This window comes from Rahnella sp. PD4 (assembly GCF_049199325.1).
In the GTDB taxonomy this organism is placed as follows: domain Bacteria; phylum Pseudomonadota; class Gammaproteobacteria; order Enterobacterales; family Enterobacteriaceae; genus Rahnella; species Rahnella perminowiae.
Map to the genome: position 1 here is coordinate 368,971 of NZ_JBLZQF010000001.1, position 23,626 is coordinate 392,596.

Annotated in this window: 20 protein-coding genes and 2 pseudogenes; 11 read left to right on the forward strand and 11 right to left on the reverse strand. The window is 51.7% G+C overall.

Going from position 1 to position 23,626, the window contains the following annotated elements; translation table 11 throughout:
- Positions 1–10 precede the first annotated feature (10 nt).
- A complete protein-coding gene (locus ACOZIO_RS01580) occupies positions 11–1,030 on the forward strand; it encodes a bile acid:sodium symporter family protein (protein ID WP_129951265.1) in 1,020 nt (339 codons plus the stop codon).
- A gap of 62 nt (positions 1,031–1,092) precedes the next feature.
- On the opposite strand, the gene add is transcribed toward ACOZIO_RS01580, so the two are convergent.
- The 3 genes from add to malX form a co-directional block, all read right to left on the reverse strand.
- On the reverse strand, positions 1,093–2,091 hold the full coding sequence (gene add, locus ACOZIO_RS01585) for an adenosine deaminase (RefSeq protein ID WP_129951266.1): 999 nt from the start codon (positions 2,089–2,091) through the stop codon (positions 1,093–1,095).
- Positions 2,092–2,214: 123 nt separating this feature from the next.
- Entirely contained in the window at positions 2,215–3,390 is a 1,176-nt protein-coding gene (locus ACOZIO_RS01590) for a MalY/PatB family protein (RefSeq protein WP_421594858.1), read from the reverse strand.
- 57 nt (positions 3,391–3,447) lie between these two features.
- Complete coding sequence (gene malX, locus ACOZIO_RS01595) at positions 3,448–5,061, reverse strand: maltose/glucose-specific PTS transporter subunit IIBC (RefSeq protein ID WP_377422821.1); 1,614 nt, start codon at positions 5,059–5,061, stop codon at positions 3,448–3,450.
- 255 nt (positions 5,062–5,316) lie between these two features.
- Here malX and malI point away from each other — a divergent pair, with 255 nt between their 5' ends.
- Positions 5,317–6,348, forward strand: a complete 1,032-nt coding sequence (gene malI, locus ACOZIO_RS01600; protein ID WP_129951269.1) for a Mal regulon transcriptional regulator MalI — start codon at positions 5,317–5,319, stop codon at positions 6,346–6,348.
- 83 nt (positions 6,349–6,431) lie between these two features.
- On the opposite strand, the gene ACOZIO_RS01605 is transcribed toward malI, so the two are convergent.
- Positions 6,432–6,803 carry a protein YebF gene (locus ACOZIO_RS01605; RefSeq protein ID WP_129951270.1) on the reverse strand — a complete coding sequence of 124 codons (372 nt, stop codon included), beginning with the start codon at positions 6,801–6,803 and terminating at the stop codon, positions 6,432–6,434.
- 220 nt (positions 6,804–7,023) lie between these two features.
- Between ACOZIO_RS01605 and ACOZIO_RS01610 the strand changes: the two genes are divergently transcribed.
- Positions 7,024–7,905, forward strand: a complete 882-nt coding sequence (locus tag ACOZIO_RS01610; protein WP_421594859.1) for an NAD(P)-dependent oxidoreductase — start codon at positions 7,024–7,026, stop codon at positions 7,903–7,905.
- A gap of 170 nt (positions 7,906–8,075) precedes the next feature.
- On the forward strand, positions 8,076–9,104 hold the full coding sequence (locus ACOZIO_RS01615; protein ID WP_421594860.1) for an isopenicillin N synthase family dioxygenase: 1,029 nt from the start codon (positions 8,076–8,078) through the stop codon (positions 9,102–9,104).
- On the opposite strand, the gene ACOZIO_RS01620 is transcribed toward ACOZIO_RS01615, so the two are convergent.
- The 5 genes from ACOZIO_RS01620 to ACOZIO_RS01640 form a co-directional block, all read right to left on the reverse strand.
- Positions 9,094–10,143, reverse strand: a complete 1,050-nt coding sequence (locus ACOZIO_RS01620; protein ID WP_235172833.1) for an HlyD family secretion protein — start codon at positions 10,141–10,143, stop codon at positions 9,094–9,096. The genes ACOZIO_RS01615 and ACOZIO_RS01620 overlap by 11 nt on opposite strands.
- 47 nt (positions 10,144–10,190) lie before the next feature.
- Entirely contained in the window at positions 10,191–11,909 is a 1,719-nt protein-coding gene (locus tag ACOZIO_RS01625; protein ID WP_421594861.1) for an MFS transporter, read from the reverse strand.
- A gap of 188 nt (positions 11,910–12,097) precedes the next feature.
- Positions 12,098–12,556 carry a MarR family winged helix-turn-helix transcriptional regulator gene (locus ACOZIO_RS01630; RefSeq protein ID WP_129951276.1) on the reverse strand — a complete coding sequence of 153 codons (459 nt, stop codon included), beginning with the start codon at positions 12,554–12,556 and terminating at the stop codon, positions 12,098–12,100.
- Between the two features lie 273 nt (positions 12,557–12,829).
- Complete coding sequence (gene gap, locus ACOZIO_RS01635) at positions 12,830–13,840, reverse strand: type I glyceraldehyde-3-phosphate dehydrogenase (RefSeq protein WP_129951277.1); 1,011 nt, start codon at positions 13,838–13,840, stop codon at positions 12,830–12,832.
- Positions 13,841–13,918: 78 nt separating this feature from the next.
- The gene (locus ACOZIO_RS01640; RefSeq protein WP_421594862.1) at positions 13,919–14,905 is read right to left on the reverse strand and encodes a GlxA family transcriptional regulator; all 987 of its coding nucleotides are present in this window, start codon (positions 14,903–14,905) and stop codon (positions 13,919–13,921) included.
- 219 nt (positions 14,906–15,124) lie between these two features.
- Between ACOZIO_RS01640 and ACOZIO_RS01645 the strand changes: the two genes are divergently transcribed.
- From ACOZIO_RS01645 to yqfB, 4 genes and pseudogenes are all read left to right on the forward strand, one after another.
- Entirely contained in the window at positions 15,125–15,730 is a 606-nt protein-coding gene (locus tag ACOZIO_RS01645; RefSeq protein ID WP_129951279.1) for a transglycosylase SLT domain-containing protein, read from the forward strand.
- A gap of 245 nt (positions 15,731–15,975) precedes the next feature.
- Positions 15,976–16,290, forward strand: a pseudogene (locus ACOZIO_RS01650) (metallophosphoesterase); the annotation flags it as partial.
- Between the two features lie 51 nt (positions 16,291–16,341).
- A pseudogene (locus tag ACOZIO_RS01655) lies at positions 16,342–16,701 on the forward strand (DUF4172 domain-containing protein); the annotation flags it as partial.
- A gap of 42 nt (positions 16,702–16,743) precedes the next feature.
- The gene (gene yqfB, locus ACOZIO_RS01660) at positions 16,744–17,049 is read left to right on the forward strand and encodes a N(4)-acetylcytidine aminohydrolase (protein WP_129952112.1); all 306 of its coding nucleotides are present in this window, start codon (positions 16,744–16,746) and stop codon (positions 17,047–17,049) included.
- Between the two features lie 55 nt (positions 17,050–17,104).
- Here the strand turns inward: yqfB and ACOZIO_RS01665 are convergent, their stop codons facing one another.
- Positions 17,105–17,671, reverse strand: coding sequence for a DNA-3-methyladenine glycosylase I (locus ACOZIO_RS01665; RefSeq protein ID WP_129951280.1), 567 nt, complete (start codon positions 17,669–17,671; stop codon positions 17,105–17,107).
- 399 nt (positions 17,672–18,070) lie between these two features.
- Here ACOZIO_RS01665 and tus point away from each other — a divergent pair, with 399 nt between their 5' ends.
- Positions 18,071–19,006 carry a DNA replication terminus site-binding protein gene (gene tus, locus ACOZIO_RS01670; RefSeq protein WP_421594863.1) on the forward strand — a complete coding sequence of 312 codons (936 nt, stop codon included), beginning with the start codon at positions 18,071–18,073 and terminating at the stop codon, positions 19,004–19,006.
- Between the two features lie 63 nt (positions 19,007–19,069).
- Here the strand turns inward: tus and fumC are convergent, their stop codons facing one another.
- Positions 19,070–20,467 carry a class II fumarate hydratase gene (gene fumC, locus ACOZIO_RS01675; RefSeq protein ID WP_129951282.1) on the reverse strand — a complete coding sequence of 466 codons (1,398 nt, stop codon included), beginning with the start codon at positions 20,465–20,467 and terminating at the stop codon, positions 19,070–19,072.
- A gap of 246 nt (positions 20,468–20,713) precedes the next feature.
- On the opposite strand from fumC, the gene manA reads away from it, so the two are divergent.
- Positions 20,714–21,895 carry a mannose-6-phosphate isomerase gene (gene manA / locus ACOZIO_RS01680; protein WP_129951283.1) on the forward strand — a complete coding sequence of 394 codons (1,182 nt, stop codon included), beginning with the start codon at positions 20,714–20,716 and terminating at the stop codon, positions 21,893–21,895.
- 134 nt (positions 21,896–22,029) lie between these two features.
- Positions 22,030–23,571, forward strand: coding sequence for a YdgA family protein (locus ACOZIO_RS01685; protein WP_129951284.1), 1,542 nt, complete (start codon positions 22,030–22,032; stop codon positions 23,569–23,571).
- Positions 23,572–23,626: the final 55 nt, after the last annotated feature.

A 23,626-nucleotide genomic window follows, 5' to 3' on the forward strand; every position in this document is an offset into this window, starting at 1 on the left:
AGGAAGGTTCATGTCCTGGTTACAACGTCTGAAAATCGATAAGTTTTTGCTGATCCTGGTCTGTGTTGTCGTGATCGCTTCATTTTTTCCCTGTGAAGGGATTTATAAAACCTTCTTCGGCTATCTGACCACAGCCGCTATTGCACTGCTGTTTTTCATGCACGGCGCGAAGCTTTCCCGCGAAGCGATCATGGCGGGTATCAGCCACTGGCGTTTGCATGTAGTGGTGTTCCTTAGCACTTTCGCGTTGTTCCCGCTGCTCGGTCTTGGCATGAAATGGCTGGTGCCGGTGGGCATTCTGACGCCGACGTTGTACTACGGTTTTCTGTATCTTTGTGCATTGCCTGCGACCGTGCAGTCTGCGATTGCTTACACCTCGGTGGCTGGCGGTAACATTCCGGCGGCAATTTGCAGCGCGTCGGCGTCCAGTATTCTCGGGGTGTTCCTTTCACCGGTGCTGGTTGGTTTGCTGATGCATACACAGGGCGGTACCAGTGACACCTTACATGCCATCGGTTCCATTGTGCTGCAACTGATGGTGCCGTTTATCATCGGGCATCTTTGCCGTCCGCTGATCGGTGCCTGGGTACAGCGGCACAAGAAAATCGTCAACGTCACCGACCGTTCATCGATTCTGCTGGTGGTCTATGTGGCATTCAGTGAAGCGGTTGTGCAGGGGATCTGGCATCAGATCAACGGCTGGTCGCTGCTGGCGATCCTCGGTTGTTCGATTGTTCTCCTGACCATTGTGCTGATCATCAACACCTGTGTGGCGCGGCTGTTTGGCTTTAACACCAAAGACGAAATCACCATTGTATTTTGCGGGTCGAAGAAAAGTCTGGCGAACGGTATTCCGATGGCGAACGTGCTGTTCCCGGCTGCTGCCGTGGGCGCGATGGTGCTGCCTCTGATGATTTTCCATCAGATCCAGCTGATGGTCTGTGCGGTACTGGCCTCACGCTATGCCAGACGTGTGGCGCGTGAAGACGCCGCCGCGCAGGTGAAGAAAGAAGAAGTGAAAACGGTGTAATCCGTTGAATGAAAAGAAAAGGGCGGAGAACATTCCCGCCCTTTTTTATTGGGTGAAAAGCGTTATGCCGACACTTTGTCGCGAATTGCCTGCTTCTCAGCGGCTGTCAGGAATGCCATCGTCAGGCCGTTTTCCTGTGCCTTGCGGATTTCGTTTTGCGTCAGTCCGGCAGCCGGTGCAGCGACATGATATTCGTTAGCAATCTCAATGCCCTGAACTGCCGGATCATCGGTATTGATGGAGGCCAGCACGCCATGGCGCAGAAAAATCGCCAGCGGATGCTGCTCAAAAGACGCGACGGTGCTGGTCTGAATGTTAGAGGTCAGGCAGGATTCGATACCAATCTGATGTTTGGCCAGAAAATCCATCAGTTCAGGATCCTGTGCGGCTTTTACCCCATGGCCGATACGCTCAGCGCCCAGTTCGCGGATTGCCTGCCAGATGCTTTCCGGGCCTGCGGCTTCACCGGCATGAACGGTAATATGCCAGCCTGCGTCGCGCGCACGGTTAAAATGGCTGAGGAACAGACTGCCCGGGAAACCCAGTTCATCACCGGCCAGATCCAGCGCGGTAATACCGTCGCGGTACGCCAGCAAACCTTCCAGTTCTTGCAGACAGGCGTCTTCACCAAACGTACGGCTCAGAATGCCGATCAAACGCACATCGATGTCATGATGCTGCTGACCTTCGCGGATCCCTTCAATGACCGCTTCCACCACACCCGCGACCGGAAGTTTGTGGTTCATTGCCATGTAATAGGGAGAGAAACGCAGTTCGGTGTAATGCAGACCGGCGCGCGCCGCATCTTCAACGTTTTCTTTAGCAATGCGGCGGCAGGCATCCAGATCGCCGAGCACTTTAACGCCCCAGTCGAGTTTCTGCAGGAAACTTACCAGATCCGGTTCAGTATGCATCACCTGTACATGCGGGCGCAGCGCTTCAAGTTCACTGGCAGGTAAGGTCAGATTAAACTGACGGCCTAAATCCAGAATAGTCTGAGCGCGGATGTTGCCATCAAGGTGGCGGTGAATGTCTGTCAGGGGAAGGCGTGTGTCGATCATGGTGTGCACTCATTATTATTGAAATGTGCGGGGCATTATAACGGGAGAATCACCCTGAATGAAATGTTGTTGCGCAACAAGAAGGGGGTTGAATTTGCTTCCTCCCCTTCGCAGGGGGAGGAGTTAGACCAACTCTCTGATGCCAGTGATTAATTTTTCAACACCGGCTTCCACCTTCGATCGCGGGCAGCCGACATTCAGACGCAGGAAACCGCTACCTTCTTCACCATAGGTATAACCCGGCATAATGGCGACTTTTTGATGCCTGATCAGCTCATTTTGTAACTGCTTATCGTCAATACCCAGCGGGCGTAAATCAATCCACGCCAGATAGGTGGATTGTGGCGGCTGCCAGTTGAGCGGCGGGAATGCGGCGTTCAGTTGTTCCGCCACGTAACGCAGATTGCCCTGTAAATATTCCCGTAACGCATCCAGCCAGGGTTCACCGTGATGATAAGCCGCAACGTGCGCATGAACGGCAAGCACGGCCGGAGATGATAAGCCGTCGCAGGCTTTCAGCTGGTGCAGATACGCCTCGCGTGAGGCTTTATGGCTGATCAGTCCGTAAGCACCGGTCAGCGCCGGAATGTTAAAACTTTTCGACCCGGAGGTCAGTAACGCCCATTCTCCGCGTCCCACGTCATTCCACGGCGTGTGGCGGTGTTCGCCCCAGACCATATCCATGTGAATTTCATCGCTGATCACCCGCACATTGTGACGCTCACACAGTTCAGCAATAAGTGTCAGTTCTTCCCGTGTCCAGACTTTACCGGTCGGATTGTGCGGGCTGCACAGCAACAGTACAGAACAGGTTGGTTGCACCAGCAGGCTTTCCAGATGTTGCGCATCCAGCGACCAGTCATTACCGTTTTTAAGCAGCGGGCAGGCCATCATATTGCGCTGATTACCGTTTACCACGTTGAAAAACGCATCATAGGCCGGAGTGAAGGTCACCACGCCATCATCCGGCTGGCTCCACTGACGGATCAGTTGCGCAACCATGTAAATCACCGACGGGCCGTAGACCACGCTTTCCCGGTCAATCCGGCTGTTAAAACGCTGCTGAAACCAGTGCGCTACCGCGCCGAGGAAATCATCGTGATGCCAGCGGCTGTAACCGAGTACGCCGTGTTGCAGACGTTTTTGCAGCGCATCGAGAATGCAGGGTGAGGCGGGGAAATCCATGTCAGAGATGGTAAATGGCAGCAGATCCGCACTGCCGAAACGGTCAGCGACGTAATCCCACTGGGTGCACCAGGTGCCATGACGGTCAGTAACGGTGGAGAAATCAAAAGTCATTTTTTCACTCCCTGAATAAAGCTGAAAAGGGCGACCGGAGGCGCCCTGTTAATCGTATTACGCTATCACCGGTTCCGGTGCTGGCTGACTGGCTGCGGTACGGATCAGATAATCCAGTTCATCTTTTACCGACTGTACCTGCGGACCAATGACGACCTGCAGATTATGCTCGTTAAGATGAACGACACCGATAGCGCGGTTAGCTTTCAGCGTGGCATCGTCAACCCGCGACATATCCGCAACGGAAAGACGCAGGCGGGTGATGCAGTTATCCAGTGAAACAATATTACCGGCACCGCCCAGCGCACTCAAAATAACCGGCACGTTGTAGCCAGATTTACTGGAAGACGGCACGGCGGCGGCAGCAGGCATATTCTCAGATTCACGACCCGGCGTTTTGATGTTAAAGCGCACGATAGAGAAACGGAAGATAGCGTAATAAGCCGCGAACCAGATAGCGGCCACTACCGGCACCAGATACCACTTGGTCGCAGTGCCATGCAGGATCCCGAATACCACAAAGTCGATGATATTGCCGTCGGTATTACCGATGGTCACACCCAGCACGGACATAATGGTGAAGCCCAGGCCGGTCAGGATGGCGTGGATCACATAGAGAACCGGCGCCACAAACAGGAACAGGAATTCGATCGGTTCAGTGGTGCCGCCAACAACGCAGGCTACGACGCCGGAAATAAGCAGGCCTTTAATTTTATGACGATTTTCAGGTTTCGCGCAGTGGTACATCGCCAGAGCCGCACCCGGCAGGCCACCGAGGAAGGCAGGCATTTTGCCCTGAGAAAGGAACTGCGTCGCGCTTTCAGAGAAACCGTGCGTGGTCGGGCAGGATAGTTGAGCCTGGAAGATGGTCAGTGCGCCGCTCACTTCGCGGCCACAGACATCCAGCGTGCCGCCAGCTTCGGTGAAGCGGATCAATGCAACCAGAATGTGATGCAGGCCAAAGGGTAACAGCAGACGCTCACCGGAACCGAAAATCATCGGGCCAAATACACCTGCTCCCTGAATAAGACGGCCCAGACCGTTAATGCCAGCAGCGAAGAAAGGCCAGATCAGGGGGATCAGCAAACCGACCAGACCAAGCACCACGGTGGTAACAATCGGGACGAAACGCGTGCCACCGAAGAATGCCAGCGCATCCGGCAGACGGATCGTGTTGTAGCGTTCGTGCAACATGTACACAATGATACCGACGATGACCGCGCCCAGAATACCGGTGTCGATAGACTGGATGCCGAGGATCATCTGGATATTATTGGCCTTCAGCACCAGCGGATCGACGGTTGGCAAGGTGCCGTTAGCGGTCAGAAAGAAATTAATTGCCAGATTCAGTACAGCGAAACCGACGAAACCGGAGAAGGCGGCAACGCCTTTGTTTTCACGCGCCATACCCAGCGGGATAGCGATAGCAAACATCACCGGCAGGAAACTGAAGGCAAACGACCCGACTTTGCTCATCCAGACGAAAACCAGCTGGAGGAGCGGATTACCTAATGCGGGGATCAGCGTCACCACATCATGACTGCTTAACGAACTGCCGATGCCCAGCATGATGCCGCAAAACGACAGCAGAGCGACCGGCAGCATGAAAGTTTTCCCTAAACTTTGGAAGAACTCCCAAAGCGTAACACGTTGTTTTTTGTTGGCAGGCATACCCGCTCCCTGAGTTGTTTTATTAAGCGACTTGTTGATGGCGGCTAAGATAAAACGTTTTACCTAAATAATACGTGTCTGAACTCACACTATTTAATGGTGCCTTCTACAACGTGGGTTAAATAAGGTTAAACGTTTTACTCGACAGACTGGATTAGGTATAACTGTCTGACCACGCTAATTATTCCGGTTTTCGGATACGGCGGGCGGGAAGGGATCCCGTTTTATGGAATTTCAAATGAACGACAACAGCCGATGAATCATAAAAAAATCACCATTACAGATGTGGCGCAGCATGCCGGCGTTTCCGTTACCACGGTTTCGCTGGTGCTCAGCGGTAAGGGGCGTATTTCCCGGATAACAGCAGAACGGGTTAACCGTGCGGTTGATGAGCTGGGTTTTGTGCGCAACCGTCAGGCGAGTACGCTGCGCGGTGGCGAATCCGGCGTGGTCGGGCTGATTGTCCGCGATATTTGTGAACCGTTTTATGCCGAAATGACTGCCGGTCTCAGTGAGATGTTTGAAGCGCAGGGCAAAGTGTTGTTTCTGCTGCAAAGCGGCCCGTCCGGTAAAGGGCTGATGCGCTGTTTCGAGACTTTGCTGACCCACGGCGTAGATGGCATTGTGATCGCCGGTGGCGTAAATACTCTCGCCGGGCTGAAAGAAAAGGCCGAAGAATATGACGTCCCGCTGATCTGCGCGGCACGTTCCGGGGGGATCGAAGGGGTTGATGTTGTCCGACCCGATAATATGCTCGCAGCGAAAATGGCCACCGAATATCTGATCAAACATGGTCACAAACAAATTGCCTATCTCGGCGGTTTGAGCAATTCGTTAACCCGTGCCGAACGTCTCGGCGGTTTCTGCGCCACGCTGCTGCAATACGGCCTGCCATTTCGCAGCGAATGGATTATCGAGTGTGATTATCAGCATAAATGTGCCGCCGATGCTGCCGAAACTTTATTATCCCGCTACCCGAAAATCAGTGCAATTGTCTGCCATAAATCATCCGTCGCGCTGGGTGCCTATTTCGGCGTGCTGCGCACCGGTGCGCAAGTGGGTGGCGGGGCAGTAGACAGCTTCTTCCAGCAAAAAATTGCCCTGATTGGAATGGAAGATGCGCCGGAATCGGAACTGACGGAACCTCCGCTGACCTCCATTGCCAATTCCGCACGCGAAATCGGTTATGCGACAGCGAGGCGCTTACTGATGAGGATCGGGGGACAAAATCTGGAGGCACAGAATATTATCCTGCCGCCAGCGCTGGTGGAGAGGGAATCGGCTTAGCGGGTGACTGAGCGGGCATCCTTAAGGAGGGCGGCGACCCAGGGTATTGACCTAAAGGTCCGCCGGGTCGCCAGGCCCTAAAATCACTCGACAGTTGAATACTTCACATAATGGTTGGAACAGTTGAAGTGAGCGACATAACCCAGGGTGCCATTCGGGCCTTTTGCGCTGAACGGGATGTGGTAAGTCCCTTTGTCTTCTTTAACATCATCGCTGATGAAATTCAGTACCGGCACTGATGTGCCCATATTGTCTTTGTCGTTACCCCAGTTTGGAATGCGGTTTTCCATGTAATCACGGGTAACAGTATCGATGGCATTGTTCTTGCTGATATCGGCACAGGCGCCTTCTGTGGAGCGTTGCATCCACCACGGATAGACATACACTGAGCCCAGCATCAGCACCATCAAAACGAAAATGACCGAAACAATCCCGATTAATACGACTTTACTCATAATGCTTGTCACTCCTGAAAAATATCAGTCAAATCATTAGCTGCCCGGATAAACCCATCGCTAACGCCAGGCACGAAAGCGCGTATGTTACGCCACTTAGTTAGCACAGGTTAAGTAATATCAGCCTTTCTGTTGCATTCGCTTACAGAAGCCATGCCGCGGACAGAGAGCCGGGGTGGTAGCCTTTTTATACATACATTATTGACGTAAGGAGTCAGGTATGAGTCAGCAACAACCCACGGTCGCGGTACTGGGTCTGGGCGCAATGGGGCATGCGTTCGCCGCTAACCTGATCAAAAAAGGGTTCTCTACCCGTGTCTGGAACCGGACGGCTTCACGCGGTGATGATTTGGTGGAAGCCGGTGCTACACGAGGCCGTACACCACGCGAAACGGCTGAAGGCGCGGACGTGGTAATCACGATGTTGTCCGACGGCAAAACGTCACTTGAAGTCTGTCAGGGGGACAACGGTGTGCTCGCCGGTCTGAAACAGGGAGGGATTATTGCCCAGATGGGAACCCTCGGCGTTGAAGCGACAGACGCGCTGATTGCGCTGATTAAAGCGCAGCGTCCTGATGTCGTATTCTTTGATGCCCCGGTTTCCGGCACCAAAGCCCCGGCCGAGCAGGCGCAAATTGTGGTGCTGGCCAGCGGTGATCGTGAAGCCGGTGCCGCCATTGAACCGGTATTCGCCGCTATCTCCAAAGCGACAAAATGGCTCGGTGAAGCCGGACGTGCCTCCAGAATGAAACTGGTGGTCAATGCCTGGCTGATTGCCATGATGGAAGGTATTGCAGAAACGACGCAGCTTGCACAAGCACTGGGATTCACCACTGACGATCTGTGGAATGTGCTGGAAGGCGGTCCGCTGGCAGCCCCCTATATCAGGGGCAAAATGGAGATGTTCAAAAGCGGTGATTATACCCCGCAGATGCAACTGACCTGGGCGCTGAAAGACATCAATCTGGCACTGGAGGCTGGCAGTCATCTTGAACTGCCGGTCATGAAACGAATCAGTCAGACCTGGCAGGGCGCGGTCGATGCCGGTTATGGCGGGAAGGATCTGGCGGTGGTATATCGCTATCTCGGCACTAAACGTTAAGTCTTTAAAAACCTGCGAATAAATGCGTTGTCCGGTCCACGGAAGGGCCGGATATTTTTGCCTTTCGTTCATAACCCTGAAGTATAAACCAGACCATCTGGCTATTGGTCTGTTATCGGGCAACCGTGATAGCGTTGATGATTATTAACAACATCACTGCGGAGCGCGCGATGAGCCAGATATCTTCCCCTATCCCTCTGATCGATTTCAGCCAGTTTTCCACAACGCCCGGACAGAGGGAAGAATTCCTTGCACAACTGCGTTACGCCGCCCGTGAGATTGGTTTTTTCTACCTCAAAAATCATGGCGTTGATGCGCAGTTACTGAAGGATGTTCAGCGGGGTGCCCGGCAATTTTTTGCACTGCCTGAGGAAGACAAACTGGCTGTGGCGATGATTAATTCGTCACACTTTCGTGGCTATAACCGTGCTGCCTCGGAGATGACCCGCGGTCAGCCGGACTGGCGCGAACAGTTTGATCTCGGCGCGGAGCGGCCAAAACTACCGGTGACAGAAAGTACGCCTGCATGGGCAAGATTACAGGGGCCGAATCAGTGGCCGGAAGCATTGCCGGAATTGCGCCCGTTATTGCTACGCTGGCAAAGGGAAATGACGGCGATGTCGTTGCGTCTTTTGCGTGCTTTTGCGCTGGCACTGAAACTGCCGGAAGAGGCCTTTGATCCGCTGTACGGTGAAAAACCGAATGAACATATCAAACTGATCCGTTATCCGGGGCGTACGCCGGGTGCCGGAAACCAGGGGGTCGGTGCACATAAGGATTCCGGATTCCTCAGTTTTCTGTTGCAGGATGAACAGCGCGGTTTACAGGTTGAAGTAGAAGCAGATCAGTGGGTCAACGTGTTGCCTGTCCCTGATACGCTGGTGGTCAATATCGGCGAGTTGCTTGAACTTGCTACCCATGGTTATTTGCGTGCTACGGTACACCGGGTTGTATCACCCCCTGAAGGGGATGAGCGCCTGTCGCTGGCATTTTTCCTGGGGGCCCAGCTTGATGCTGTTGTGCCATTATTTCCTTTGCCAGCCGAACTGGCAAAGGAAGCGCGGGGAGAGGCAAGCGATCCTCTGAATCCGTTATTCCGCGATGTGGGTTTCAATTATCTGAAAGGGCGGTTGCGCTCACATCCTGATGTCGCGCAGCGCTATTATTCTGACCTGCTTGTGGCAAATATTACTGGCTGACAGGCGCCTGCGCAGTATCTACGCTGACCACGGTCGACATTCCCGGCCGAAGACGTTCACTTTGTTGGCCAGGTTCCAGTTCAATGCGCACGGCGATACGTTGTGAAATCTTGGTGAAGTTACCCGTCGCATTATCCGCTTTAAGGATGCTGAATTCTGAACCTGCCGCAGGGGAAATACGGGCCACATGCCCTTTAAATGCCTGATCATTCAAGGCATCGACAGTGAATACCGCCGGTGTGCCAACAACCATACCCGCCAGCTGGCGCTCTTTGAAATTGGCCGTCACCCAGACCTGTTTCGGCGTAACTGAGGTCAGTTGTGTTCCGGCACTGACGTACTGCCCGAGCCGTGCGCTGACTTCGCCGAGTTGTCCGTCTGACGGAGCAACGATCTGCGTATGCTGCAGATTGATTTGTGCCACTTCGACTCTGGCCTGGGCCGCCTTCAACGCGGCTGCCAGTGAAGCTTTGTTGGCATCGACCAGCGCCAGATTCTGTCGGGCAATATTCACCGAAGCACGGGCTTTAGCCACATTAGCCTGCGCAGTCAGCAGCGCGGCGTGAAGCTCGTCGCCGGTGGTTTTAGAAACCAGTCCTTTCTCCAGTAAAGGTCCGTTACGTCCGGTATCAAGCAAGGCTTTGCTGTGCGCGGCCTGGGCACTTTGCAGTTCAGCTTCCGCGAGTTGCAGGTTGGCCGCACCTGAGGCGCGGTTCTGCTCAAAGTTTTGCAGCGTCACCTGAGCCTGCGCGGCCGCCGCTTCTGCCTGTAACAACTCCTGACGGTAGGTACTGTCATCAATCACAAACAGCACGTCGCCTTTTTTGACTGGCATGAAATCTTGCACATTGACGTCAGTGATATAACCCGATACCTGCGGGCTGAGCAGGGTCACATTGCCCCGGATATAGGCATTATCCGTCGATTCCACCTGTGAGTTGAACGGGAACAATTGCCAGCTGTACAGCACGATCATGACCCCGATAATGCCCAGACAAAGCACCACAATAATCGATGGATAACGAAAGATATTTTTCATCAGTTTTTCCGCTTTACTCTTTTTATTCGTCTATAGAAACAAGGCAATTACCCGACAGTCTGTTTCTTCATCAGGATCCGTCCGACAATAATGTGTACGACAAGGACGGCAAAGCAGCCCAGCGACATATAAAAAACCACCCTGAAAACATCGTTATAGGCCAGCAATCCGGCCTGTTGTGTCACTTTCTGGCTCAGCAGGGCCAGACCTTCGGCATTGAGTTGCGTGCCGTCGTTTAATACCGGTTTCAGTAAATGGCTGTACTGCGCAACCCGTTCACTGACCAGCGGATTTTGCAGGCTGATGTTTTCGACCAATACGCTGGAATGAAATTTCTCTCTCAGGATCTGTATCGTCCCGAGGAAGGCGCTGCCAACCTGTGCGCCGACATTCTGAGTAGAGAGAAACACCAGGATAAAACTGATGATCTGGCTTTGCCCAAACTGCAGGGCGCGGATAAACCCGAGCCAGAGAGCGGTCGGCAGAAATACCGCCCCGGCAAAGGCGATCATTCCTTGTGTCAGGTAAAATTGCTCCGGGCGGGTATCCACCGTGGAACCGGCGTCCGTCAATGAGGCAATCGCAATCAGGGCAATCGAAAACAGATGGATGTATACGATCCGGTTGGCTTTGTGAATGATACTGACTACCACCAGTCCGGCGAAGGTTGCGACCAGAATGACGCAAAACAGCGCCATCAGCTGATCGTTAAGCAATCCGACCAGATTCAGAAACCCGACCATGCCGGTCGTTTGTTCCGACAACAGCATGCGTACGAAGAGCATCGACCCGGTGAACAGCACCATTTCAGGCGTCATCAGCCAGCGCAAATCGATAATGGGATTCTTGCGTTTCAGTTCGACCATAAATGACAGCGTCAGCGCAATAATCCCGACCACCAGCACTTCACCAATCCAGTCTTTTTCCTGCCACCAGTAATAACGGCCCATTGTCAGCACCACCGACATACAAGCCACCGCGGTGGCAATGAGCGGATAACTTATCCAGTCTGTACGTTCAAACACTTTCACCCGTGGCGGATGGGTAAGCGGCAAAATCCAGATAATGGTAAGGCAGATAAGTGAAAGGCCGGATTCCAGCGTCGCCAGTTGGTGCCAGTGGCCAAGATCTAACAAATGCGGGGATATAATGCGCGAGACAGGCAAAGCCAGCTGACTGCCCGCCAGCCCGAAACACAATCCAGCCGTCAGTTTTTTAGCCGGCGGAAAGATCTCAAACATATAAAATAATGCCAGCGGTCCGAGCGACGCCATTGCAAAACCCATGACAGCCCGCACGGCCAGGGCGGTCTGGAAATCATGAGTGAATGTCTGTCCCAAAGACGCCACAGCAAAAAACAGCAGCCCGTATTCACCAAACCGACGAAAACCAAACTGGGTACGGATTTTGTACAGCAGGATCGTGCCGGTAACGCTGGTTGCCGTATAGGCTGCCACCAGCCAGTAACTTTCCACATTGGAAATGCCCAGCGAGCCCTGTATGCCCGGCAGGTTGGAGCTGACCAGATTGATCCCAAGCCCCTGCGTCAGCCCGATAATCAGTGATGCTGTGGCATAGACAACCATCCGCAGACGCGGATAGTGCAGCAACCAGGTACTGACCTGAACGGCAAAAGGGTGATGTTGTGACGGCGGAACCGGCGCGGGTTTATCAGGTTTTACTGGGAGTTCTTTCTGTGGTGATGCTTCCCGTGTTGATAATTCACCGGCGTCCTGCCGGACATCTGAATCAGAACGCGTCGTCATCGTTATGCCTCGTAAGTCATTACCCTGCGAGTTTGTAGCTTGCTACATAATGTAATAATTCATCTCAAGGGTGTCTACCCAATTATTCATATTGATGATATTTACAAATGAAAATAACGGATAACTAATCAATAACCCAAGTGATGATTACAGGCGGGAAAGGGCATCAAACAAGGAAAAAGCGCCCTTTAAAGCGCAGCGATATTGGCGGTAATACTGGCGAGAACACCCCGGGCGATATCCACATCTTTTGGCTCAATGCCTTCCATAACGCTGATCAGAATATCATCCGTCATGATACGCACCTGATTTGCCAGTTCGGTTCCAGTTTCCGTCAGTTTGATATCTTTTGAGCGACGATCGGTTTCTCCGGGACAGCGCTCCAGCAGGCCCAGCTCAGCCAGGCTGTCGAACAGGCGAATGGCAGTAGGGTGTTCCACTTCCAGCAATGCTGTCAGTTCTCCCTGAGGCAGGCGTCCGCTGGCGGCTTCCAGATGCAGTAAGACCTGTCCCCGGGCCAGCGTCAGACCGATTGTTTTAAAACGTGAATCGCAATAAGTTCGTAACTGGCGGCCGATATGAATGGTTTCAGGCAGGAAACGGATGGCTGGCGAGGTCGCTTCCGGGCGGCGGCGTAATAGGGTCACAGGAGATCCTCACTGTCTGGGCTTAAGCGTGTTTTTGAGGCGTCAGATTAGCACGATATGCAACATTTACCAGAAAAGGCAGGCTGCCATTAACATTTTGAGACAAGTGAAAGATTCATTAGCCTCGATAGCGGAGCCAAAAGTCCGACTCTCTTTTTTGCTATATTAGTTACAACATACAATGTGTTATTTTAATACCGGTGATAGTCTGTCAGTCATAAAAAAACACCGCCTGAAGGCGGTGTCTGTCATTTTTCAGGCAGAGAGAGAGGGTTATAAACCCCGTTTTTCCATTAACAACGCCAGATCAACCAGACGGTTTGAAAAGCCCCATTCGTTATCATACCAGGCCAGAATCTTCACCAGCTTACCCCCGATCACCAGTGTGGAAAGCCCGTCAATAATAGAGGAACGGGGATCTCCCCGATAATCGCTCGACACCAGTGGCTCTTCGCTGTAACCAAGAATACCTTTCAGCGGACCGGATTCAGCCGCTTTGCGGAACGCGGCGTTAATTTCTTCAACTGTCGCTTCACGTTTCAGGTTAACCGTTAAGTCAACGATGGAGACCACAGGAACCGGAACACGCAGGGAATAACCGGTCATACGTCCGTCCAGTTCAGGGATCACTTTCCCGATCGCCTTCGCTGCGCCGCTGGAATACGGAACAATCGAAACCGCTGCCGCGCGTGCACCCCGTAAATCTTTTTCAGGCTGATCATGCAACGCCTGGCTGTTCGTATAGGCATGTGTGGTGTTCATCAGACCGTGTTCAATACCGAAAGTCTGATGCAAAACCTGAGCGGCAGGGGCCAGACCGTTAGTAGTACAGCTGCCGTTACTGACCACTTTATGTTTTGCCGGATCGTACTCGCCGTCATTGACACCCATCACGATAGTGATGTCATCATTTTTGGCCGGTGCGGAAATAATGACGCGTTTTGCTCCGCCTTGGGTGATATGAACTTCGGCTTTAGCTTTTTCAGTAAAGAAACCGGTCGCTTCAATAACGATATCCACACCCACCGTGCTCCATGGAATAGCCGCAGGATCACGTTCTGAAAAAACGCGCACCGCTTTACCATCCACCCGCAATTCGCCGTCACCAGCTTCAACATCCGCTTTTAACGTACCGGAGAGTGAGTCATATTTCAGAAGGTGAGCGAGGGTCTTACTGTCAGTAAGATCGTTAATTGCCACCACCTGGAAATCATTGCGTCCGAGAGCGGCGCGCAAAACATTCCGTCCAATTCTGCCGAAACCATTAATGCCTACTTTGACCATGATGAACTCCTTAGTTATCTGCTTTACAGTTAATCTAGTACGGAGGTGATTTGGCGGAAATGACAATAAAAGATCAATTTACGCCAATATTTTGGAGCAAAAGCGTTCTCTGTATTCTGTGGGCGTCAGTTGTAAATTACGTTCGAAAACGCGGCGCAGGTTCAGCCCGCCACCGAAGCCGGTTGAGAGGGCAATGCGCTCTATGTTTTGTGTCGTTTGTTCCAGAAGCTGTCGCGCGGCACTCAGCCGGACTTCCTCAACATATTTTGCCGGGGTTATACCTGTTTCGCGGGTGAACACGCGCGTAAAGTTTCGCGGGCTCATCGCAACACGTTCAGCAAGACTTTCAACCGACAAATCATCCGTGAGATGTTCAGGTAACCACGTCTGAAGTTTGCGGATAGGGCCATCACTGGCTTGATTCAAAAGGTAGCGGCTAAATTGCGACTGTCCACCCGGACGCCGGAGAAACATGACTAAATCCTGAGCAACACTTTTGGCGATGCTGAAACCATGATCTTCTTCGACCAGTGCAAGGGTGAGATCAAAGCCCGAACTGACGCCGCCTGACGTCCATACCGGCCCGTCCTGAACATACATCGGGCCACGCTCAACCGTTACCTGCGGGTATTGTGACTGCAGAGTATCGATCAGACGCCAGTGGGTGGTGGCATGACGGCCGTTGAGTAATCCTGCCTGGGCAAGCAATAATGCGCCGCCGCAGACAGACACTACGCGGCGGGCAGAAGGTGCAGCCTGTTGCAGCCAGCGGACAACGTCTGAACCTTCTGCTTCAGACAGACCTTTGCCGGTCACTAAGATAGTGTCACGGGGCAATGTCGGATCAAGATCGCACAACCGGTGATCCGCAAGAAGGTTAAGCCCTGAGACGCCGTGGACTACACGGTGCGGTTGCGTGGTCGCCACCGTGACCTGATAGGGTGCATTTTTTGCTTCAGGATGTGTATCGGGCAACAGGCGGTTTGCCTGCGTCAGGATGTCAGCAATACCTGCTGCTTCGAATAGCATGCCCCCGTCGGGGACGATAATCAGAAATGTGTTCATGGCATTAAAAATACAATCTGTATTAAATATGTCAAATCCACAAATGCTTTTATTGAGTCCCTGAGCAAGCGGATCAAGGCGAGAGCAGGGCAGACATACCGCATTTCGCACTTTTAGTACGGCTGAATCGCGGTAAAACTCTCATTAATACATGATCCTGAGCGACGATAACGGTATCTTATCAGCGCGGAGAATAACTCATTTCAATTCTGGAAGATTATGATTTCATCGTTTAAAAAAACCAGAAAATTCAGCACGTTGGTTATGCTGATCATTCTGGCTGGCTGTTCAAGTAAACCCCATTATAAAAAATATGACACCCATGCCTGGGATGATGAAATTGAAGATGCAGCGGATGAATATAAAGTCGACCGTAAACTTGTTAAAGCCATTATTGAGGTCGAATCCGGATTTAATCCCGGGGCGGTCAGTCCTTCCAATGCCATTGGTTTGATGCAACTAAAAGCTTCCACCAGCGGTTGTGACGCTTACCGGTATAAAGGGAAACGAGGTTGTCCTGACGATGATGATTTACGGGATCCTGAAACTAACATTGATTTAGGCACGGCCTATATCAGTGCATTGCAACGTCAGCAGCTTAACTGGATTAACGATCCGGTGACGCGCCGTTATGCTACAGAAGTTGCGTATGCCAACGGTGCGGGAGCGCTGCTTCGGACGTTTTCCAGCAATCGTCAGACTGCAATCCAGATGATTAATCAGCTGACGCCGGAAGCTTTTAACTGGCATGTCCGTCAGTATCATCCGGCACCGCAGGCACCCAGATATATGGCCAAAGTCGAAAAAGCCTATGCGGGTTTATAGCATTTGAGAGAGTGGCTGCATGAATTCTGCAGTAGTCTTGTGCGCAGGGTAACGCAGAATTCACGTAGCGCGATCAAACATCATAGATGTACACACCAGGCCGGATGGGCAGCCTGAAGAAAATAACAATCTGGCCGGTGATTGATGACCAGTCTGGAAATGTTCACCGAAGCAGGTGAGGCCTGATAAAGGACAGACAGCTAATGGGTGCGTAGCTGGATATCTTATTTAACATAATATACATTATGCGCACTTTGATTATCCAGCTTATCTCGTCTACATTGAATTGTTCTTATTCCGTTAACGGGATTTCTTCCCGGAGGTTTCTGGTGATTATTGCTCAGGTGTCCGACATTCATGCTGCAGAAAATAATGATAATCTCTCACGTTTTGAGCATGCACTGGCGTGGATTGATCTCATTACGCCTGACGCTCTTGTGCTGAGCGGTGATTTGATTGATGACAACTGGTGTGACGGTTATGCCGCCATCGCCGCTCAACTGAATAAAAGATCTTACCCGTCATTCATATTGCCCGGTAATTCTGATGACCGCACCTCAATGAAATCCATTTTGAAATGTCCTTACTGGAATAATACCTGCGAAGATGGCGCGCTGCATTTTGTTCTTGAGAAAACTCAGCGCGGTGACATGGATCTGACACACTGGCTGAGCTGGTTTTTGCAAATGCTTGAATCTACTGTGGATACGGCAATTCAGCGCATTGACCAGACGCTGGATAAATCGCGTTTCTGGCAGATTTATCACGCCAGCAATCTGTCTGCGGAACAGATAAAAGTGCTTAACCGTTTGCTCGATGGCGGCGAAAAAGGTTTCGCTGAAGGCATAAACGCAAGCCAGTATCAGAAAGTGGCAAAAGTCAGTAAGGCCACCGCAACACGGCATCTGACCGAACTTGTCTCGCGTGGCTGCCTGGTTAAATCTGCCTCGGGCGGGCGCAGCACGCGTTATCATATCCACCGGATCTTCAATTCTTATAATGCAGGAAAGTTTATGAAAAACATCACTTTTTACGGTCGTTTTGAGGCTGATATTCTTGCCGGCCGTAAAACGATCACCCTGCGTGAAGCCAGCGACGCGAATTTTGCAGCAGGGGATCAGGTTCGCGTCAGCCGTTATGAAGACGACGTATTTTTCTGCAATATTGAGATCATCGCGATTACTCCCGTACAGTTCGCCGATCTGAACGATCAGCACGCCATACAGGAAAACATGACGCTGGCAGAACTGAAACAAGTCATCAGTGAGATTTATCCGGGGCTAAACGAACTGTTTATGATTGAGTTTCGTCTTCTATAGTGACTCAGGGTGCGACGGGATCCCTTCCCTGCGCGCCCTTCTCTTCAACCATTAATCAGATTTCTTTCGCCACCTGTGCCCGTCGGAAACAATCCGGATGATGAGTATTAATCAGGCCTGTGGCTTCCAGCCAGGCGTAAACAATTGTCGGCCCGACGAATTTAAAGCCGCGTTTTTTTAAATCTTTCGAAATACGTTCTGACATCGCATTCCGGGTGGGTACCGGACCGCTATGCTGAATTGCTTTTCCGCCGATTTGTGACCAAATCCACTCACCGAAATCTTCTCCGGCTTGCTGCATGGCGAGATACGCACGGGCATTCCCGATCACTGCCGTAATTTTACTACGGGAGCGGATAATATCGGCGTTGTTCATCAGCCGTTCGATGTCTTCTTCGGTAAATCCGGCGACTTTTACGGGGTCAAATTGGCAAAAAGCCAGCCGCAGTGCATCACGTTTTTTCAGCACAATCCGCCAGGATAATCCTGCCTGAAAACCGTCCAGCATCAGTTTTTCCCACAGGGCCCGGCTGTCCCGCACCGGCTTGCCCCATTCATGATCGTGATAATCCATCATAAGTGGGTCATTCGTACCCCACGGGCAACGGATTAGGTCAGTCATCACGAACTCCTAAAATCAGAAAGTCATTTATTCTAGCGAGATTGATTTTTGTCATCATCTTTTTTTCGTATAACCATTATATTGCGCTTCTTTAAAACAAGGATGGAACCATGTTTAGTCGTTTAGTCGTTTAGTCGTTTAGTCGTTTAGTCGTTTAGTCGTTTAGTCGTTTAGTCGTTTAGTCGTTTAGTCGTTTAGTCGTTTAGTCGTTTAGTCGTTTAGTCGTTTAGTCGTTTAGTCGTTTAGGCCGTTTAGGACGGTTCCTCATTGAAAGCCACAAGCACTGAGTTTCTGTCTGGGTAAACTGTTTTTATGCGATGTTTATGATTTCCGCAAAGTTCATGTGTGCACATTGAATAATCTTGCCTATACTGTATGTTGTAACTAACTGGAGGATTTATGGCAGATTATGATTTAATTGCCCGGATGAACGGTTGTTTTAACGAGCTGGAAATCGCATTGCACGATCTGGGGAATTTTCTGGGGAAACTGGAATTATTACAGGCCCGGGTTTTTGCGCTGCCGGAAGTCGTGAAAGGCGAAGAACATAATCCGGCGGACAAAATTACGGTCACGCCTCATACCGGTGAAGATGCACAGCAACTGGCATTACAACATTTTAAGCGGCTGTTTATTCATCATAATAACGAGAATATCAGCAGCAAATCCGCCGTCCGTTTACCGGGTGTATTGTGTTATGCCGTAGACACGGCTGAGCATCAGTCAGCCCTGCTGCTGATTGAAGAAGTGAATAAGCTGAAAGCGGAACTGGAACACATCGTGACCGTCGAATCCGGTCTCGCCCGTGAACAGCGGTTTGAGTTTGTGCATACCCACCTTCGCGGCCTGATTACGCTGAACGCTTATCGTTCGGTGACTTATCTCAATGATCCGGATTCGGTGCGCTTTGGTTGGGCGAATAAGCACATCATAAAAAATGTAACCCGCGAAGAAGTCCTGGCCCAGTTGGAAAAAAGCCTGAATGCCGGACGCGCAGTCTCTCCTTATACACGGGAACAATGGATGGAGAATATTAACCGAGAGATGATAGACGTGAAGCGCCTGCCCGAACATGCCGCGCTCAAATTTAAACGTCCGGTGAAAGTGCAGCCCATCGCCCGTGTGTGGTATCGCAACAACCAGAAACAGGTGCAACACCCCTGCCCGCTGCCGCTGATTGCATTGTGCCTGCGTTCGCCGATGATGCAGGTGCCCAGGTTAGGGGAATTGCATGACTACGATGTATCTTCCGTTAAGCATAAATATAAGCCGCAGTCGCAACCTCTGCACCTGCTGATCAAACGTCTGCATTTATATACGGATTATCCGTTGTAAGCCGCCCGGAACGTAAAAAGGTCCGGTTTCCCGGACCTCATTTCCTTCTTAAAAAGCGGTCTCCTAGACTTTCATGCTGCCGACCATGGCTTCAGGACGTACCCACTCGTCAAACTGTTCTTCGGTAAGATAACCGAGTTTTAATGCTGAGGCTTTGAGGGTCAGCCCCTCTTTATGGGCTTTCTTGGCGATTTCAGCCGCCTTGTCATAGCCGATATGTGTATTCAGCGCAGTAACCAGCATCAGCGATTCATTCAGCAACTGAGTAATGCGGTCACGGTTAGGCTCGATGCCGGCTGCACAGTGTTCGTTAAAGCCGCTCATGCCATCTGCCAGCAAACGGACAGATTGGAGGAAGTTATGGATAACCAGCGGGCGAAATACGTTCAGCTCAAAGTTACCGGATGCGCCACCAATATTGACGGCGACATCATTTCCCAGCACCTGTGCGCACAACATGGTCATGGCTTCACACTGTGTCGGATTCACTTTGCCCGGCATGATTGAACTGCCCGGTTCATTTTCCGGGATCGCGATTTCACCAATCCCGCAGCGCGGGCCGGATGATAACCAGCGCACGTCGTTGGCAATTTTCATCAGCGAAGCGGCCAGCCCTTTCAGCGCACCGTGGCCATGAACCAGTGCATCGCAGGTCGCCAGTGCTTCAAATTTATTCGGGGACGTCACGAAGGGTTGTTGAGTCAGTTCTGCCAGCGCTTTTGCCACCCGCACGGCGTATTCGGGGTGGGTATTCAGGCCAGTACCGACGGCGGTTCCGCCCAGCGCCAGTTCAGCAATATGCGGTATGCTGTTTTCAATGTGCGTCAGGCTGTGTCCCAGCATAGCTACCCAGCCTGAAATTTCCTGGCCCAGTGTCAGCGGGGTGGCGTCCTGCAAATGCGTACGACCAATTTTCACAATATCACGATAGGCCGTCGCTTTATCAGACAGTGTCTTATGCAGCACTTTCAATTGCGGGATCAGGGTTTCGCGCAGTTCAATCACCGCCGCCACGTGCATAGCTGTCGGAAAAACATCGTTGGAGCTTTGGCTCTTATTCACATCATCGTTCGGATGAACTTTACGTTCTTCCCCGCGCACACCACCGAGAATTTCACTTGCCCGGTTAGCCAGTACTTCATTCATATTCATATTGGTCTGGGTGCCTGAACCCGTCTGCCAGATGGACAGCGGGAATTCGGCAGAATGCTTGTCCGCAAGCACTTCATCAGCGGCGGCAATAATGGCCTTTGCCCGCTCAGCAGGCAGTAATCCGAGGTCCATATTGACGCTGGCTGCCGCACGTTTCGTCAGTGCCAGCGCGTGAATCAGCGCCGCAGGCATTTTTTCAGAGGAAATACGAAAGTGCTCGAGGGAACGTTGCGTCTGTGCGCCCCAAAGTTTATCTGCCGGAACATCAATTGGCCCCATTGAGTCTTTTTCAATGCGAGTAGATGCCATTACTGTCTCCTTAGATATTTATTACGATGAAAAATCAGTTTTTCCGCAGGTTTTTGTTTGCCGCACGCGCTCCCACGCTTCCGTTGGCGGCCTGTTGATTATAGTGACATATAAGGCAGGCGTATAATTCGATTCGATCTCCAATCTGAAAATACATGCCAGCCGCACTTTTTGGGCCTTCGCAGTTGTAAAGCCCCCGTCGTCATTGTTTACTAGGCAGCAATATTTTCTATTCAGGATGAAGCAATGCAAAAGATGCATAACGGTGTGCAAAATTACGCCTGGGGCAGCAAAGACGCGCTGACCAAACTCTATGGAATTAAAGACTCAGAAGGCCGTCCGATGGCTGAACTGTGGATGGGGGCGCATCCGAAAAGTAGCTCTCAGGTTGAGAATTCCCGCGGTGAGTCTGTCTCCCTGCGCGAACAAATCACCGCCGATCTGACTGCCCAGTTGGGCGCAAAAGTGGCCAGGCGCTTTGGCGAATTACCTTTCCTGTTTAAAGTGCTTTGCGCTGATCAGCCTCTGTCGATTCAGGTTCACCCGAGCAAGAGTGCAGCCGAAATAGGTTACGCCAAAGAAAATGCGGCGGGTATTCCGCTGGATGCGGCCGAACGTAATTACAAAGATCCGAACCACAAACCTGAACTGGTCTATGCCCTTACGCCTTTCCAGGCCATGAACGGTTTCCGCGAGTTACGCGAAATGGTTTCACTCCTGCAACCCGTCGCCGGTGCGCATCCCTTAATTGCGACTTTCCTGACGTCTCCGGATGTGGATCACCTGCGCACCTTGTTCGCAGGTCTGCTGAGTCTGGAGGGTGAAGATAAATCCCGGGCACTGGACGTGCTGAAATCGGTTCTGGATGAGCAACACGGTGAGCCGTGGGATACCATCCGCAGCATTTCTGAATTTTATCCTGATGACAGCGGCCTGTTCTCCCCTCTGCTGCTCAACGTGATCACCCTGCAACCGGGGGAAGGCATGTTCCTGTATGCCGAAACGCCGCATGCTTATCTGAAAGGGGTCTCGCTGGAAGTGATGGCAAACTCAGATAATGTTCTGCGTGCCGGCCTGACGCCGAAATACATTGATATTCCTGAGCTGCTGGCGAACCTGAAATTCAACGCTAAACCCGCGTCGGAATTGCTGACCACGCCGGTTGTCAAGGGGGCGGAACTCAACTTCCCGATCCCGGTCGAAGATTTCGCGTTTTCGATCCATAGCCTGGCGGCTGAACCACAAACACTGGAGCAGGACAGCGCCGCGATCATCTTTTGTATTGAAGGTCAGAGTGTTCTGTTAAAGAACAATCAAACTCTGGTGCTCAATCCGGGTGAGTCGTGTTTCCTGTCAGCCACAGAGTCACCGGTAACTGTCAGCGGTAACGGCCGCATAGCACGTGTGTTCAATACACTCGCTAAATGAACAGTAGATCAAACAAAATGGGGCTAACCGCCCCATTTTGGTGATTTATTTGCTGATTCAGCTACACTCTGTAGACTAATAACGCCGTAAGGCGTTTTTTATTTTCGGGATATTTCATAAGGATAAACAGAGATATGAAGAAGTCGTTAGTCGCTGTAAGCGTCATTGTAGTCCTTGGCGCGGCCTGGACAGGCGTCTCGTGGTATACAGGCAAACTGATCGAACAACATATGGATGAACAGATTGCGGCGGCCAACGGCCAGTTGCAAAGTGCTTATCCAAAAGCCGGGCTGAAAGTCAGCTATCAGGATTACCAGCGCGGTCTGTTCAGCAGCAAGATGCGTATTGTGCTGCAACCGGATCCTGCTGCCGCAACTGCGGGCACCAGCGTACTGAAAACCGGTGACGAAATTGCCTTTATCGAAACTATCGATCATGGCCCTTTCCCTGCCGCTCAGCTGAAAAAATTCAACCTGATCCCAAGCATGGCTTCCGTTCATTCAGAGCTGCAAAACACGCCAACGGTGAAAGGCCTGTTTGATGTGACTAAAGGCAAGTCTCTGGTCACGATTGACACCCGTATTTCCTACAGCGGTGCGAGTTCTTCGGCGGCTGACATCATTCCGGTAACCTATCAGAAAGATGAAAGCCAGCTGGCCTTCTCCGGTGGCAAAATTAATGTTGATGTGGACAAAGATCTTACGGCCATGAAACTGGACGCCAGCACCGACAGCGTCGCCCTGACCTCTAAAAATCAGTGGGGTCAGCTTGAAAAAGTGACCCTGGCCGGTTTCAGCATGGACAGTGATACGAAACAAGGTAAGTTCCAGGTCGGTGTAGGTGATCAGAATCTGACCGTGAAACACATCCTGGTGAATGTTGACGGCAAAGATGCGGGTTCACTCGACAATTTCAAACTGGTGAGCAAATTCTCTGAAAACGGCAATAACATCGCCGGCCAGCAGGATTACACCATCGATGCACTGAAAATTCAGGGGGCTGATTTCGGTTCAGCCAAACTGACACTGAAATTGGACAAGCTGGATGGCGCTGCGATGAAACAATTCGCAGACAACTACAATCAGCAATCCCGCGCACTTCTGATGCAACAGGGCCAGATTGATCCGGCTGTTTATCAGCAACAGGCCGCCGATTTACTGCTGGCTAACCTGCCTCTGCTGCTCAAAGGTAATCCGAGCATCAGCATTGCACCGCTGAGCTGGAAAAACAGCAAAGGCGAAAGCAGCTTCAACCTCCAACTGGATCTGAAAGATCCGGCCGCAACCCCGGCACCCGCTCAGGATCAGATGTTATCTCAGATGGTGAATAAGGTAGATGCTAAACTGACAATTCCTCTGCCGATGGCGACGCAGGTGACCACACAGGTGGCTCAGCTGGAAGGTTACAATGCAGACGACGCCGCTAAACTGGCGCAACAGCAGGTGCAGGGTCTGGCCGCGATGGGTCAGATGTTCAAACTGACCACGGTGAAAGATGACACAATTTCCAGCACCTTCCATTACGCTGACAATCAGGTTGACCTGAATGGCCAGAAAATGACGTTGCAGGAATTCGCAGGTCTGTTCGGGATCCTGGGCGGGCCGGCAGCGCCAGCACCAACCCCTGAACAGGAAGCACCGGTAGCCCCGACGCCAGCGCCGGTACCGGCTCAGTAATCCTCTTTACTCCTCCCCGGCTAAGGGGAGGAGTAAAACCTCCTTACCTAAGGAT

Coding starts and splice junctions, on each gene's coding strand:
- ACOZIO_RS01580 (WP_129951265.1), top strand. CDS start 11: ATGTCCTGGTTACAACGTCTGAAAATCGATAAGTTTTTGCTGATCCTG.
- add (WP_129951266.1), bottom strand. CDS start 2,091: ATGATCGACACACGCCTTCCCCTGACAGACATTCACCGCCACCTTGAT.
- ACOZIO_RS01590 (WP_421594858.1), bottom strand. CDS start 3,390: ATGACTTTTGATTTCTCCACCGTTACTGACCGTCATGGCACCTGGTGC.
- malX (WP_377422821.1), bottom strand. CDS start 5,061: ATGCCTGCCAACAAAAAACAACGTGTTACGCTTTGGGAGTTCTTCCAA.
- malI (WP_129951269.1), top strand. CDS start 5,317: ATGAATCATAAAAAAATCACCATTACAGATGTGGCGCAGCATGCCGGC.
- ACOZIO_RS01605 (WP_129951270.1), bottom strand. CDS start 6,803: ATGAGTAAAGTCGTATTAATCGGGATTGTTTCGGTCATTTTCGTTTTG.
- ACOZIO_RS01610 (WP_421594859.1), top strand. CDS start 7,024: ATGAGTCAGCAACAACCCACGGTCGCGGTACTGGGTCTGGGCGCAATG.
- ACOZIO_RS01615 (WP_421594860.1), top strand. CDS start 8,076: ATGAGCCAGATATCTTCCCCTATCCCTCTGATCGATTTCAGCCAGTTT.
- ACOZIO_RS01620 (WP_235172833.1), bottom strand. CDS start 10,143: ATGAAAAATATCTTTCGTTATCCATCGATTATTGTGGTGCTTTGTCTG.
- ACOZIO_RS01625 (WP_421594861.1), bottom strand. CDS start 11,909: ATGACGACGCGTTCTGATTCAGATGTCCGGCAGGACGCCGGTGAATTA.
- gap (WP_129951277.1), bottom strand. CDS start 13,840: ATGGTCAAAGTAGGCATTAATGGTTTCGGCAGAATTGGACGGAATGTT.
- ACOZIO_RS01640 (WP_421594862.1), bottom strand. CDS start 14,905: ATGAACACATTTCTGATTATCGTCCCCGACGGGGGCATGCTATTCGAA.
- ACOZIO_RS01645 (WP_129951279.1), top strand. CDS start 15,125: ATGATTTCATCGTTTAAAAAAACCAGAAAATTCAGCACGTTGGTTATG.
- yqfB (WP_129952112.1), top strand. CDS start 16,744: ATGAAAAACATCACTTTTTACGGTCGTTTTGAGGCTGATATTCTTGCC.
- ACOZIO_RS01665 (WP_129951280.1), bottom strand. CDS start 17,671: ATGACTGACCTAATCCGTTGCCCGTGGGGTACGAATGACCCACTTATG.
- tus (WP_421594863.1), top strand. CDS start 18,071: ATGGCAGATTATGATTTAATTGCCCGGATGAACGGTTGTTTTAACGAG.
- fumC (WP_129951282.1), bottom strand. CDS start 20,467: ATGGCATCTACTCGCATTGAAAAAGACTCAATGGGGCCAATTGATGTT.
- manA (WP_129951283.1), top strand. CDS start 20,714: ATGCAAAAGATGCATAACGGTGTGCAAAATTACGCCTGGGGCAGCAAA.
- ACOZIO_RS01685 (WP_129951284.1), top strand. CDS start 22,030: ATGAAGAAGTCGTTAGTCGCTGTAAGCGTCATTGTAGTCCTTGGCGCG.